Origin of the sequence: Marinibacterium sp. SX1 (assembly GCF_050389775.1) — a bacterium.
GTDB lineage: Bacteria > Pseudomonadota > Alphaproteobacteria > Rhodobacterales > Rhodobacteraceae > Marinibacterium.
On record NZ_CP177144.1, the window covers coordinates 3,014,406 to 3,028,704 of the forward strand.

At 66.3% G+C, this 14,299-nt stretch carries 10 protein-coding genes; 7 read left to right on the plus strand and 3 right to left on the minus strand.

Features of this window, described 5'->3' with window-relative positions; translation table 11 throughout:
* Nucleotides 1-18 precede the first annotated feature (18 nt).
* The gene (locus tag ACK3BB_RS13645; RefSeq protein WP_428925194.1) at nt 19-1,848 is read right to left on the minus strand and encodes a methyl-accepting chemotaxis protein; all 1,830 of its coding nucleotides are present in this window, start codon (nt 1,846-1,848) and stop codon (nt 19-21) included.
* Between the two features lie 169 nt (nt 1,849-2,017).
* On the minus strand, nt 2,018-2,476 hold the full coding sequence (locus tag ACK3BB_RS13650; RefSeq protein ID WP_428925195.1) for a hypothetical protein: 459 nt from the start codon (nt 2,474-2,476) through the stop codon (nt 2,018-2,020).
* Between the two features lie 113 nt (nt 2,477-2,589).
* On the opposite strand from ACK3BB_RS13650, the gene trkA reads away from it, so the two are divergent.
* From trkA to hflX, 4 genes are all read left to right on the plus strand, one after another.
* The gene (gene trkA / locus ACK3BB_RS13655) at nt 2,590-3,969 is read left to right on the plus strand and encodes a Trk system potassium transporter TrkA (RefSeq protein WP_428925196.1); all 1,380 of its coding nucleotides are present in this window, start codon (nt 2,590-2,592) and stop codon (nt 3,967-3,969) included.
* A gap of 1 nt (nt 3,970) precedes the next feature.
* Complete coding sequence (locus ACK3BB_RS13660) at nt 3,971-5,518, plus strand: TrkH family potassium uptake protein (protein ID WP_428925197.1); 1,548 nt, start codon at nt 3,971-3,973, stop codon at nt 5,516-5,518.
* A gap of 143 nt (nt 5,519-5,661) precedes the next feature.
* Complete coding sequence (hfq, locus tag ACK3BB_RS13665; RefSeq protein ID WP_088648030.1) at nt 5,662-5,901, plus strand: RNA chaperone Hfq; 240 nt, start codon at nt 5,662-5,664, stop codon at nt 5,899-5,901.
* Nucleotides 5,901-7,172, plus strand: coding sequence for a GTPase HflX (gene hflX / locus ACK3BB_RS13670; RefSeq protein WP_428925198.1), 1,272 nt, complete (start codon nt 5,901-5,903; stop codon nt 7,170-7,172). Before hfq ends, hflX begins: the two co-directional genes overlap by 1 nt.
* A 151-nt stretch (nt 7,173-7,323) precedes the next feature.
* Here hflX and ACK3BB_RS13675 read toward each other — a convergent pair whose 3' ends face one another.
* On the minus strand, nt 7,324-9,786 hold the full coding sequence (locus tag ACK3BB_RS13675) for a penicillin acylase family protein (protein WP_428925199.1): 2,463 nt from the start codon (nt 9,784-9,786) through the stop codon (nt 7,324-7,326).
* An 82-nt stretch (nt 9,787-9,868) separates the two neighbouring features.
* Here ACK3BB_RS13675 and ACK3BB_RS13680 point away from each other — a divergent pair, with 82 nt between their 5' ends.
* From ACK3BB_RS13680 to ACK3BB_RS13690, 3 genes are all read left to right on the plus strand, one after another.
* Nucleotides 9,869-10,741 carry an NAD(P)-dependent oxidoreductase gene (locus tag ACK3BB_RS13680; RefSeq protein ID WP_428925200.1) on the plus strand — a complete coding sequence of 291 codons (873 nt, stop codon included), beginning with the start codon at nt 9,869-9,871 and terminating at the stop codon, nt 10,739-10,741.
* Between the two features lie 353 nt (nt 10,742-11,094).
* Nucleotides 11,095-12,336 carry a serine hydrolase domain-containing protein gene (locus tag ACK3BB_RS13685; RefSeq protein WP_428925201.1) on the plus strand — a complete coding sequence of 414 codons (1,242 nt, stop codon included), beginning with the start codon at nt 11,095-11,097 and terminating at the stop codon, nt 12,334-12,336.
* Nucleotides 12,333-14,297 carry an acetoacetate--CoA ligase gene (locus ACK3BB_RS13690; protein WP_428925202.1) on the plus strand — a complete coding sequence of 655 codons (1,965 nt, stop codon included), beginning with the start codon at nt 12,333-12,335 and terminating at the stop codon, nt 14,295-14,297. Before ACK3BB_RS13685 ends, ACK3BB_RS13690 begins: the two co-directional genes overlap by 4 nt.
* Nucleotides 14,298-14,299 lie beyond the last annotated feature (2 nt).

Sequence of the window (14,299 nt, forward strand, 5' to 3'; positions counted from 1 at the left end):
CATTTATGGGCCAACAGATCAACCGGCCATGCGCATGTCTTCGCCCATTCCGAAGGTGGCTGTTGCCTGGCCCGAGACGCGGAAGCGGTTGATCAGGTTGAGCAATTCTTCGGTATCGCTGGCCAGGGCCTGCGTGCAGGCCGTGGTTTCCTCGGCCATGGCCGCGTTTTGCTGAGTAGTGGCATCCATGTCGTTCATGGCTGAGGTCAGGGAGCGCAGTGTGGTGTCCTGTTCCGATGCGCTCTGGGCGATGGAGGACACGATGTCGCTGGCGCCCTTGATCTGTTCGAAAATGCGCTTCAGAGCCTCGCCGGTATCGCCCACCAGCCGCACGCCGTTTTCAACCTGAGCCGAAGAGCCGGCGATCTGATCCTTGACGTCCTTGGCCGCCGCGCTGGATCGTTGAGCCAGTTCCCTGACCTCTTGGGCGACCACGGCAAACCCTTTGCCGCTTTCGCCGGCCCGGGCGGCTTCGACCCCGGCATTGAGCGCCAGGAGGTTGGTTTGGAAGGCAATATCTTCGATAACGCCGATGATGTTGCCGATCTGGGCCGAAGATTGTTCGATGCCGCTCATCGCCAGGATGGCTTCGTTCACGATGGCATCCGATGTTTCCGTTTCTTGCGAGACCGAGACAACCCGCGAGGCGGCGTCGCGCGCGCCTTCGGCAGTCTGGCGCACGGCTTCGGACAATTCTTCCAGGGCGGCGGATGTTTCTTCGAGGTTGGCCGCCTGGCGTTCGGTGCGTTGTGACAGGTCCATCGACGCGCGGCGGATATCGTCCTTGGAGGCCGCGATGTCCGAACCCTTGATCGTCACCTGTCCCATGGCCTGTTCCAGCTTGCCGATGGCGGTGTTGAAATGTTCGCGCAGGGCAGCATCCTGGTCGCCGAGATCGTCGCAGCGCACGGTCAGGTCGCCATCGGCCACGGCTTCGAGTGCGGTTCGGATCGTGGCCACGACATGGGCCTGGCGTTCACCTTCGGCCTGCTGGCGCGCCTGGTTCTGCTGGCGCTCGGCATCCAGCGCGGCGCGGTCCTGGGCCTGTTCCCGTTCCAACGCCAGGCGTTTCCGGACTTTGTTTTGCAATTCAAAGGTCGATTTTGCCATGCGCCCGGCTTCGTTGGTGCCGGTGGTGTAAGGAATGAAGGCGTCGGTATCATCCTGCGCCACGGCATCGAGCGCGGCGCGCACCCGTTTGAGCGGCCGGGTGATGGTGCGGCCGAAAATGATGGCCAGCAGGGCTATCAGCCCGATCGTCGCACCGCCGATCATGGTCATGCGCCGAAGTTCCGCCGCGATCATCGTTTCGATGTCTTCGACATAAGCCCCGGTGCCGGCCACGGCCCCCCAGGGTTCGAACAGCGCGGTATAGCTGACCTTGTCGAAGAGCAGGTCGGGATCCTGGCCGGGCAGGGCCCATTTGTAATAGGTCAGCCCGCCCCCGGCGAGGGCGATGTCGATGAATTCACGGACGAAAAGCCGACCCGTTTCATCCGCCAGCCCGGATTGATCGGTGCCGACCAGGGCCGTGCTGGGATGCACCAAGAAGATCCCGTCGGCATCCGATACGAAGATATAGCCGTGGGGCTCATACCGCATGGCGCCGACGGCGGCAAAGGCCCGGGCCATGGCGTCGTCGCGGGTCAGCGTGCCGTCAAGCTCCATCTGGTGGTAATGCGCCATGATCGCGATGGCGCTTTCGACCTGGGTCTGCAGCATTTCATGGCGCGTATCATAAGCGCTGTCGTGCAGGCGGCCGACCATGAGGTGGCACATCCAGCCGACCATGACCGCCATGGCGATAATCAATGCGGTAAGCTTGTGCGCGATGGTCAGATGCTTCATGCCGGTGATTGCGCCCCCTGCTGCGCCAGTTGAATTGAACAGGACAGGCCGTGACACCGGACATCCGGGCACAACCCCGTTCAACATGGGGGGCAATCCTTAACAGGCCCGAAACGCGCCCGGGCCTGCTTGGCATCATTTGCCTAGAATTCGAACTTTCACCGCGCGCCTAGCGCAGCTCGACGATCTGGAAACTGCCGTCGGAATTGCGCACGGCGCAGGAGTCCGGGGTCAGGACCGGCAGGCGTTCGGTGCGGCCGGGCGGCACGCTGATTCCCACGGGGCACATCGGGATGCGCACGGGCGCATAGCCTTTTTCACCCATGCATTGCTCGGTCACCTTCCGGCGCAACGGTTCGTTCACATCTATCGTATAGACGTAGCTGTCAGCCCAATACGGGTTTCCGTAGAAGCAGCCTCCGCCGCCGCAATAGGACAGGCTGGGGTAGAAGAAGGCCGGGCTGGACCGGATCTGGTTGTTCGGAGGCACTTCCTGAGCCGCTGTGACCTGGCAATTGGTGGTGTCCGTTTCCAGCCGCGCAACCTCTACGCCGGGTTTGTAATAGGTCGCGAGCGGCGCACAGGCGCCGGCGACCAGAAGAAGGGAAAGGGGCAGGATCGGTTTCATGATGAGAGAATGTCCCATGTCGCGGCCCGTGACAATTGAATTGACCCCTATCCGCCTCTCTGCCATGCAGAAACTTCCGGTCATCTCAAGTCGGATCGCCTGGGAGAACTCTGATGAAGGTCATCATTTGCGGCGCGGGCCAAGTGGGCTGGCAGATTGCGCGGCATCTCTCGGGCGAGCTGAACGATGTCACCGTGGTCGACAGCAACCCCGAACTGGTCCGCCGCGCCACCGAAACGCTGGATGTGCGGGGCATTGCGGGATTCGCGTCCTATCCGGACGTGCTGGACAATGCGGGCGCGCGCGACGCCGACATGATCATCGCCGCGACCTATTCGGACGAGGTCAACATGGTCATCTGCCAGGTGGCCCATTCGGTCTTTTCCATCAACCGCAAGATCGCCCGGCTGCGCGCGCAGAGCTACCTGAACGCGATCTATTCCGATCTCTACCGCCGCGACCACCTGCCGATCGACGTGGTCATCAGCCCCGAACGCGAAGTGGCCAAGGCCGCGCTGAAACGGCTGCGGGCGCCGGCGACCTTCGACATCGAAACCTTCATGGACGGCCGCGCCCAGCTGCTGGGCATACAGATCGACGAAGGCTGCCCGGTGGTGAACACGCCGCTGCGCCAGCTGACCGACCTGTTTTCGACGCTGCGGGCGGTGGTTGTCGGCATTCGCCGCGAGGGCACGCTGTTTGCGCCGGAACCGGGCGACCAGATCTTTGCCGGCGACGCGGTCTATGTCTTTTCCCACCGTGAGGACGTGCCTCGGACGCTGGAAGTCATGGGCAAGACCCAGACCAAGCAGGACCGCGTGGTCATCGTTGGCGGCGGCAATGTCGGGCTGACAGTCGCCCGCGCGCTTGAGGAAAAGGGCGAGGGGCGCATCCGGGCGCGTGTGATCGAACGCGACAGGGGCAGGGCGGAGATCGCCGCCGAAGCGCTGGAACGCACAATCGTGCTGCATGGCGACGGGCTGGATGCGGCGCTGTTGCACGAGGCCGGGGTGGCCCAGGCCGATGCGGTGATCTCGCTCACCGATGACGACAAGACCAACATGCTGGCCGCCGTGCGCGCCAAGGCCGAAGGCGCCAAGATGTCCATCGCTCTGGTCAACGATCCGACGTTGTCGCCGCTGATGGAGCCGCTCGGGATCGACGCCTATATCAACCCGCGCGCCACCACCGTCAGCTCGATCCTGCGCCATGTCCGCCATGGCCGGGTGCGCGCGGTCTATTCGATCGGCGATGCCGAGGCCGAGGTCATCGAGGCCGAGGTCATGAGCACCTCACCCATGGCCGGCCAGCGCCTGCGCGACATCGATTTCCCCGAAGGTGCCCTGGTCGGTGCGGTGATGAAGGGCGACAAGGTGCTGCGGCCGGCCGGCGCGCTGCGGATCGACGAAGGTGACGTGGTGGCGATCTTTGCCATGGCCGCCGACGTGCCCGAGATCGAGCGGCTGATGCAGGTCTCGATCGATTTCTTCTGACATGAGCCGCGCCCGCGCCAGAAACAGATCCCGCAACGGCCCCGGCCGACTGACCCTGTTTCTGCTGTTGCTGGCCATTTCGGCCGCGGCCATGTATCCGCCCGCGCTGCTGGCCACGATGCAGGATGACGACCTGGCCGCGCGGTCGTTCCTTTATGCTGGAACGCTGGGCCTGATCCTGGTTGCGCTGATCGCCCTGGCCCGGGGCCGCGTGCGCCCCGACCGCGAGGAAATGCGCCAGCTGCTGGCCATCTTCGGGGCCTTTGCCTTCCTGCCGCTCTACCTGGCCCTGCCGTTCTACGAAACGCTGCAGACCACCAGTTTCATCAATGCCTACCTCGACATGGTCAGCGCCGTGACCACCACGGGCATCGACCTTTTCGACGATCCGCGCCGGCTGAGCGACGCCCTGCACCTGTGGCGGGCCGAGGTCGCCTGGCTGGGCGGGCTGCTGATGTGGGTGGCCGCTGGGGCGATCCTGGCGCCGATGAGCTTGGGCGGGTTCGAAGTGACCGCCCGGGGCGAGCCCGGCCGCGCCGATCCCGGCACGCTGATGATGACCCGGGCCGATCCGGCGAAACGGCTGCGCCGGGTGGGCGCGATGCTGGTGCCGATCTATGCCGGGCTGACCGGCGCGCTGATGATGATCCTGCTGGCCGCGGGCGAACGGCCCCTGGTCGCGCTGTGCCATGCCATGTCGGTCATGGCCACGTCGGGCCTGTCGCCCGTCGGCGGGCTGGACGGCAGCGCCGCGGGCCGGGTGGGCGAGGTGGCCATGTTCGGCTTCATGATCTTCGCCCTCAGCCGCATCACCTTTTCCGACGACACCCTGTCGGGCGGGCGCACGCGCAACCTGCTGACCGACCCGGAATTCCGCGTCGCGGTCCTGCTGATCTTCGGCGTGCCCGTCGTGCTCTTTGCCCGCCACTGGTTCGGCGCCTATGACATCGACATGGTCGGCCACCCGGGCGAGGCCGCGCGGGCCCTGTGGGGCGGGGCCTTTACCGTCATGTCCTACCTGACGACCACCGGATTCGTCAGCACCGACTGGACCATGTCCGAAAGCTGGTCCGGGCTGAGCGCCTCGGGCATCATCCTGATGGGCCTGGCCATGATGGGCGGCGGCGTGGCCACGACGGCCGGCGGGGTCAAGCTGTTGCGTGTCTATGCGCTTTATCTCAACGGCCTGCGCGAGATGGAACGCCTGGTCTACCCGTCGTCGGTCACCAGCGCCGGGCGCGGGCAACGCCGGTTGCAGAGCAACGGGGCCTTCATCGCCTGGGTCTTCTTCATGCTCTTTGCCGTGTCGCTGACGGTGGTGACGCTGGTGCTGGGCCTCTTCGGGATCGAATTCGAGGAATCCATCGTCCTGGCCATTGCCACCCTGTCGACGACCGGTCCGCTGATCGAACATGCGGCCGACGAGGTCATCCCGATCTTGACCTTTTCGACCGGCGCAAAAGCCGTGTTATGCGCCGCAATGGTGCTCGGCCGGCTGGAGACCCTGGCCATCATCGCCCTGCTGACGCCCGATTTGTGGCGCAAGTGACGCAACCCATGGGGTTGCGAACATCCCGAGGCCCGATTTGGGGTGGAAGTTCCCCGATCACGCAGACATACTCCGGTCCAAGCGCAGTATGTAGGGTGCAGCGCATATAAATAACACAAGAACAAGGGCGAGTATTTCCCAACATGGCTTCCGACAGACAGAATCTGCAGGATGCATTCCTCAATCATGTCCGAAAGACAAAGGTTCCGGTTACCATCTTTCTGATCAATGGGGTGAAACTGCAGGGTGTGATTACCTGGTTTGACAACTTCTGCGTGCTGCTGCGCCGGGATGGACAATCGCAGCTGGTCTACAAGCACGCGATTTCGACCATCATGCCGGCCCAGCCGATCAACCTATACGAGGGCGAAGACGCCTCTTGATGGAGCATGAGCGGAGGAAGACCCGTGCCTGGGTCCTCCACCCGGAACTGACAAGTGATTTCGAGCGCCGCGCAGCAGGGCCGGCGCTGGAAGAGGCGGTGTCGCTGGCACGGGCCTTGCCTGACCTGGACGTGGTCGGGTCCGAAGTGGTGCGCCTGGCGCGGCCGCATCCGGGCCTGTTGTTCGGCACGGGCAAGATCGAGGAGCTGGGCGCGCGGTTCAAGGCGGGCGAAGTCGAGCTTGTGCTCGTCGACGGCCCGCTGTCGCCCGTTCAGCAGCGCAATCTTGAACGCCAGTGGAAGGTCAAGATCCTCGACCGGACCGGGCTGATCCTTGAGATCTTCTCGGACCGCGCGGCGACGCGCGAAGGGGTGTTGCAGGTCGAGATGGCCGCGCTGAGCTATCAGCGCACGCGGCTGGTGCGGGCCTGGACCCACCTGGAACGCCAGCGCGGCGGGTTGGGCTTTGTCGGTGGCCCCGGCGAAACCCAGATCGAGGCCGACCGGCGGGCAATCGACGAACAGCTGGTGCGCCTGCGCCGGCAGCTCGACAAGGTGGTCAAGACGCGCACGCTGCACCGGGCGGCGCGAGCCAAGGTGCCCTATCCGATCGTGGCGCTGGTGGGCTATACCAACGCCGGAAAATCGACGCTGTTCAACCGGTTGACCGGGGCCGAAGTCATGGCCAAGGACATGCTCTTTGCCACGCTGGACCCGACGATGCGGCGCGTCGTGCTGCCCGACGGGCCCGAGGTCATCCTGTCGGACACGGTGGGGTTCATCTCGGATCTGCCGACCGAGCTGGTGGCGGCCTTCCGGGCGACGCTCGAAGAGGTGCTGGGCGCCGACCTGATCCTGCATGTGCGCGACATTTCCCATGACGAGACGGCCGAACAGGCCCAGGACGTCACGGCGATCCTGGGCTCGCTCGGGGTGGAGGACGAGCGGCCGATGTTCGAGGTCTGGAACAAGATCGACCGGCTTGACGAGACCGACCGCGAACAGGCGGTGGTCCGGGCCGGGCGCGACGATCATGTCTATCCGATCTCGGCGATCACGGGCGAGGGGCTGGATGTCCTGCTTGAGGCCATTGCCACGGCGCTGGCCGGGCACCGGCGCGACGAGGAGCTGCGTCTTGATTTCGCGGACGGACGGCGGCGGGCCTGGCTGTTTGCCCAGGATGTCGTGGTGTCCGAAGAACAGGACGACGAGGGTTTCGTGATCCAGGTGCGCTGGACCGAGAAACAGGCCCGCCAATACGCCGGGCTCTGAACGGCACGACCAAGGCGGAACCGATCAGGCGCCGGCGCGGAGATATCCCGGCCGGCGCCTTTTTCATGCAGTGTTCCGGTTCTTACGGTGTTCCGGTCCATGCGGTGTTCGGGTTCGTGCAGTGTCCCGGTTCATGCGGTGTCCCGGCGGATCAGCGCGGGTTCAGATGGGTGATGCCCACCGCCGCGGCCCGGGCCAGGTCGGCATCCAGCGACATCGGGATGTATTCGCCGCGCCGCCACAGCTGGGCCAGGTCGTCGTAATGGCGTGACAGCGGGTGGCCCGACTGGCCGGTCGAGATGATGAAGACCGAGCTGTCGGGATCGGCAAAGTCATAGACCCCGCGATAGCCCGCGCCATGCACGTTCTGGAACGGATCAGGGCCTTCGCCCGAGGTGCGGCCCCGTTGCAGCGTGTTGTCGCCGCCGCTGGTCGACTGGCGGATGTTCACGAAGTAACGCAGCAGCGGCACGTTGCCCAGGATCGGGTGATCATGGGTGGCCTGGTGGGCATCGCCCCAGCGCAGGGTTTCGAGATTGGTGCCATAGGTGTCGCCGATCCAGACCAGCGCATCGTCCAGCGCCAGCCGGGCCATGTCGGTGCAGGTCTCGACGGGCGCGCTCTGGCGCACGTCGCACCAGGCCGAGGCCCCGTCGATGTCGCGGTAGACCCGTTCGATGAAGAGCGGCTCCACATGGGTGAATTCGCTGGACAGCTGGCCCAGCTCGTCATGGATCAGCCGGTCCTGCAGGGCGCGCAGCCAGGCCGCGTAGATCAGCGGCTCGGGCATGTGTTCGTTCATCTCGCCGTTCCATTCGGCGAGCAGCGACAGGGCGATCTGGCGCTGGCGTTCGGGCGTGCCGGCCGGCGCGGCTTCGCCGGTGAACCACAGGTCGGCCCCGATCAGCGGCAGCAGCGAGCGGGCGGTGAAGCTGATCGTGTCAAGCTGGGCCTCGATGAAACTGTCGCGGGTATGGACCTGGCGCGATTGCATCAGGCGCTGCCAGCGGTTGATGCGCTGGGTGTCGCCCCACAGGAACGAGATGTGGTTGGGAAAGGGCCGTTGCACGGTCTTGTTGTTGGTATTGCCGATGATCCCGCCGACGGGGGCGACAAATTCGGGGTTGGCCGCATAGGGCGCCCGGCCCAGCCAGCGGTTCTCGGCCCGCCAGCCTTCCGAGGGCAGCCGGCCCTGGCTGCGGTGGCGGGCGTCGCGGCGGGGCACCCAGCCGATGGTCTTCATGGCAATCGTGTCCTGGTCGACCAGCGACAGGTTCTGCGACGGCGCGATATAGGCTTCGGCCGCGGCGATGGCCTCGTCGACCGACCCGGCATGCATGACGTCGATGGCGGCGGTCAGCGTGGTGTCGTCGGGGTTCAGCACCGTCCAGTTCAGCGACATGACATGGCCCGGAGGCGTGACGGTGCCCAGGTTGTAATGGGTCGGCGGCAGGACGGGGCCGTTTTCCGTCCAGCGCAGCATCAGCGTGATCGGCGGGGCGTCCTTGATCTGGATGATCGACGGCCGGCTTTCGAACCGCTTGTAGCCGTCGGGGGTCAGGTATTCCTGCGGGTTCTCGGGGTTGAGTTTCTCGATATGCAGGTCCTGGTCGTCCAGGTAGGACGAGGTCAGCCCCCAGCCCAGCCGGGCGGTGCGCCCGATCAGGACCGTGGGGATGCCCGGGATCGTCGCCCCGATCACCCCGCCGCTCTGCAGCTCGATCCGGGCGAGGTACCAGTAGGACGGCGCGGTAAAGCCCAGGTGGGGATCATTGGCCAGCAGCGTCCCGCCCGAAGCCGACCGGCTGGGCGCGGCGGACCAGGCATTCGAGGCCCCGGCCAGGTCGCGGCTGGGAAAGGGCGAGAGCGGGCCGTAATCGACCTGGGTATTGGCCGCATAGCGGGGCAGGTCGGGGAACAGGCTGGCAAACTCGGGCAGGGCGGCAATGCCCGTGCCCGGGGCGTCGGGCATGATGTCGGCCAGCCGGGCGGGATCGTCCAGCATCAGCGCCGTGCGCGCGCGCAGGACCTCGTTGTCCAGGTGGCCGCTCAGCATCACGCCCATCAGCTTGACCATGGCAATGGAATCGGCCGGCTGCCAGGGCGCCACGGGAAAGTTGAACAGGAACATCTCGGGCGCGCCACGCCCAAGGGCCCGGTCGTTGATCTCGGCCAGCCGGGCATTGACCCCGGCGGCATAGGCCCGCAGCGCGACCATGGTTTCCGCGCTCTGGTCGGGCACCGACTCGACGGCCAGCCGGTAAAGATCCAGCCGGCGCATCAGCTTGTCGGTCTCGACGGTCCGCGTGCCAAAGACCTCGGACAGCCGGCCCTGGACCAGCCGGCGCATGGTCACCATCTGCCACAGCCGGTCCTGGGCATGGGCATAACCCAGGCCAAAGAACACGTCCGGGTCGTCGGCGCCAAATACATGGGGCACGTTGGCATTGTCGCGCACGATCTCGACCGGCGCCTGCAGCCCGTCGACCGCGACGGTGTCGTCGTAATCGGGCAGCGACTGGGCGGCCAGGTAATAGACCATCAACACGGCCAGGACGATCAGCACGACAAGACCACCGGCCAGCCGCATGAGCCAGCGAAACACGATTGCCATCAGGTCCTCCGGATTGAAACCAGCGCCCCGCCTGTTAGGGTGCCGCGACACTTTAGAACAGCCGCAAGCAAGGGAAAAGCAGATGGCAAAGGTCACGTTTCTGGGACTGGGAGTGATGGGGTACCCGATGGCCGGGCATCTGCAGGCCAAGGGCCACGAGGTCACGGTCTATAACCGCACCCCGGCCAAGGCCGACGCCTGGGTGGCCGAACATGGCGGCGCCTCGGCGCCGACCCCGGCCGCCGCCGCGCAGGGTGCCGAATTCGTCATGTCCTGCGTGGGCAACGACGACGATCTGCGCTCGGTCTGCCTGGGCGATGACGGCGCCTTTTCCGGGATGGAGAGCGGCAGCGTGTTTGTCGATCACACCACCGTGTCGGCCGCCGTCACCCGCGAATTGCATGCCACCGCCGACACCCGCCAGGTCAGCTTTGTCGATGCCCCGATCTCGGGCGGCCAGGCCGGGGCCCAGAACGGCGTGCTGTCGGTCATGTGCGGCGGCGAACAGGGGGCTTATGACCGGGCCGAGCCGATCATCGCCGCCTATGCCCGCATCTGCCGGCGGATCGGCGACAGCGGCGCCGGACAGATGACCAAGATGTGCAACCAGATCGCCATCGCCGGCCTGGTCCAGGGCCTGTCCGAGGCGCTGCATTTCGCCGAGAAGGCCGGGCTCGACGGCCGCGACGTGGTCGAGGTCATCTCGCAGGGTGCCGCCGGTTCCTGGCAGATGGCCAACCGCTACGAGACCATGCTCGACGATCATTTCGACCACGGGTTTGCCGTCGACTGGATGCGCAAGGACCTGGGCATCTGCCTCGACACCGGCGACGAGATCGGCGCCAGCCTGCCGGTCACCGCCCTGGTCGACCAGTTCTACAAGGATGTCCAGAAACTGGGCGGCGGCCGCTGGGATACCTCGGCCCTGATCAAGCGCCTGCGGGCCATGGGCTAAGCGCACCCCGGGGGCGCGCCGCCCGATCCTGCGCCGCGCCCCTGCTTCTTTCTCTTTCCAAGTATTCCCGGGGGAGTCCTCCATCGGAGGACGGGGGCAGCGCCCCCTCGGCGGTCGTCATCCGCCCACGCCCCGGCCGGTCGACGCGACACCTGCCACGCATCCCCCCGACCGGCATCGTGCGGTCCCGCCGAGCCATCCGGCCCCAAGCAAAACCGCACAAACAACACCGCACCGGGCCGCGTCCGCCAAGTGACGCCCCGCCACGACCCGCCCGGCCTCTCGACATTTCGCCTTGATCGCGGTCTCATCGCCGCGACCGCATGCACCGGCTTGGGAGGGCCGCGCCACAGATGGATATCGGAGATCCGCAGAACCTCGGCCTCGACCCGGCCCGCCTGGGCCGCATTGCCGGCTGGATGCAATCCTACGTCGACCGCCGGCGCTATGCCGGCGCTTCGGTGCTGGTCGCCCGCCAGGGCCGCGAGGTCCTGGCCCATGCCTGTGGCCAGCGCAATATCGAAGCCGGACTGCCCTTTACCCGCGACACGCTGGCCCGGATCTATTCCATGACCAAGCCTGTCACCTCGGTTGCCATCATGACCCTGGTCGAACGTGGCCTCTTCCCGCTCGACGCCCCGGTGTCCGATTTCATCCCCGCCTTTGACGACATGCAGGCGCTTGTGCCCGGGGCCACCCGGCTGGACCAGGTCGCGTCTTGTGCCACGCCCACGATCCACCAGCTGCTCACCCATACCTCGGGCCTGACCTACAGCTTCAACGACAACCTCGTGGCCGAGGCCATGGCGGAGGACAAGCTCGATTTCGGCCCCGGCCGCCGCACGCTCGAAACCGTCACCGACAAGGTCGCCGCCCTGCCGCTGGTCTTCGCGCCCGGCCAGCGCTGGGAATATTCCGTCTCGATCGATATCCTTGGCCGGGTGGTCGAAATCGTCTCGGGCCGCAGCCTCGACCGGTTCTTCGCCGAAGAGATCTTTGCGCCCACCGGCATGACCGGCACGGCCTTCCGCGTGCCCCCGGGTACCGGCGACCGGTTTGCCGCGCTGTACACCCCGCTGGACGGTGACCCGATGTCGGTCGATGCCCCGACCCGAGGCGCCGATCCGCTCAACCTCTCCGATGCGCCCGACGACAGCCGCTATCACACCACCCAGTGTTTCTCGGGCGGCGGTGGGCTGGTCGGCACGATCGACGATTACATGCGCTTTGCCGAGATGCTGCGCCGGGGCGGCGAGGCCAACGGCCACCGCATCCTGTCGCCGGCCACGCTGGATTTCATGATGCGCAACCATCTCAGGGGCGAGATTGCCGAGATGGGCCCGACCAGCTTTGCCGAACAACCCATGCAGGGCACGGGCTTTGGCCTGGGCGGTTCGGTCGTTATCGATCCGGCCCGCGCGCGCACGCCGGGCAGCGTCGGCGATTTCTCCTGGGGGGGCATGGCCTCGACCTATTTCTGGATCGACCGGGCGCGCCAGCTTTCGGCCGTCTTCTTCACCCAGCTGGCGCCGTCCAGCTCCTATCCCTCGCGCGCCGAACTCAAGGCGCTGGTGCACGGGGCGATGGTGGCATGAGCCGCAATCCCGTCCTGTGGACCCCGTCGTCCGAGCGTGCCCAGGCCAGCCGCATGGCCGATTTCCTGCGCTTCCTTGCCAGGCGCGGCCTGCAGTTCGACGATTACCAGGCGCTGTGGTCCTGGAGCGTCGACGAGCTGGAAGCCTTCTGGGCGGCGATCTGGGATTTCGCCGATGTCCGGGCCGCCACGCCCTATGAAAGGGTGCTGACCGCGCGGGTCATGCCCGGGGCCGAATGGTTTCCCGGGGCCACGCTGAACTTTGCCGACCAGATGCTGCGCCATGCCGAGACCGCTCCGGACCGGCCGGCGCTGATCGTGCATTCCGAGACCTTCCCCGACCTGCGCATGACCCATGGCCAGCTGCGTGCGGCGGTGGCCAGCGTGGCCGGCCAGCTGCGCGCCATGGGCGTGGGGCAGGGCGACCGGGTCGTCGCCATCCTGCCCAATACCGAGGTGGCCATCATCGCCATGCTGGCCAGCGCGTCGATCGGGGCGATCTGGTCGCTGTGTGCGCCCGACATGGGCCAGACCGCGATCATCGACCGGTTCCGCCAGATCGAACCGGCCGTGCTGATCGCCCAGGACGGTTATGTCCATGCCGGCAAACCCGTCGACCGCCGGGCTGTTGTGTCCCATATCCGGGACAGCCTGCCGACACTAAGACACACCATCTGGCTGCCCGTCGCCGGTGACATACCCGCCGGTGCCACGCCCTGGGCCGACATGCTGGGCCATGACCATGCGCTCGACATCACCCCGGTGCCCTTCGATCATCCGCTCTGGGTGGTCTATTCATCGGGCACGACGGGCAATCCCAAGCCCATCGTCCACGGCCATGGCGGCATCCTGCTGGAAGGCGCGAAACAGGCCCTGCACCAGGATATCGGCCCCGACGACCGGTTCTGCTGGCTGACCTCGTCGGGCTGGATCATGTGGAACGCCCAGGCCGCGGCGCTGGGGCAGGGCGCCACGCTGGCCATCTTTGACGCCGCGCCCAACCATCCCGACATGATGGAACTCTGGCGCTTTGCCGCCCGCGAAAGGCTGACCATGCTGGGCGCCGGGGCCGCGTTCTTTGACACCTGCCGCAAGGCCGGCATCCGCCCGGTCGACACGCTGGACCTCTCGGCCCTGGTCGCCATCGGCTCGACCGGCTCGCCCCTGTCGGCCGATGCCTATGACTGGATCTACACCGCCGCCCGGCCCGATGTCTGGCTGGCCCCGATCTCGGGCGGCACCGACCTGGCCGGCGGCTTTGTCGGCGGCCACCCGATGCTGCCCGTGCGCGCGGGCGAGATGCAATGCCGCTTTCTGGGCGTTGCCGTGCGCAGCTTTGACGAAGCCGGCCACGAGCTGATCGGCGCGGTGGGCGAGCTGGTCTGTACCGCGCCGATGCCCTCGATGCCGCTCTACCTGTGGGGCGACGACGATGGAACGCGCCTGCACGACAGCTATTTCGACACCTATCCCGGCATCTGGCGCCACGGCGACTGGATCGAGATCACCGAGGACGGGGGCGCCATCATCTATGGCCGGTCGGATGCCACGATCAACCGCAAGGGCCTGCGGCTGGGCTCGTCCGAGATCTATCGCGCCGTCGAAGCCCTGCCCGAGATCCTCGACAGCCTGGTCGTCGACCTGGAATTCCTCGGCCGCGACAGTTTCATGCCGCTCTTTGTTGTCACCGCCCCGGGCCAGGCCCTGACCGACGACCTGACGGCGCGCATCAACCAGGCCATTCGCGACGGTGTCTCGGCCCGGTTCCTGCCCAACGAGATCGTGCAGGTGACCCAGGTGCCACGCACCCTGTCGGGAAAGAAGCTGGAAGTTCCGGTCAAAAAGCTGCTTTTGGGGGGCGATCCGGGGCGCGTCGTGAATCGCGATTCCATGGCCAACCCCGAGGCTTTTGATTTCTACGTGACCTATGCCGCGGCGCGCGCGGCGGAACTGGACGGCTAGAC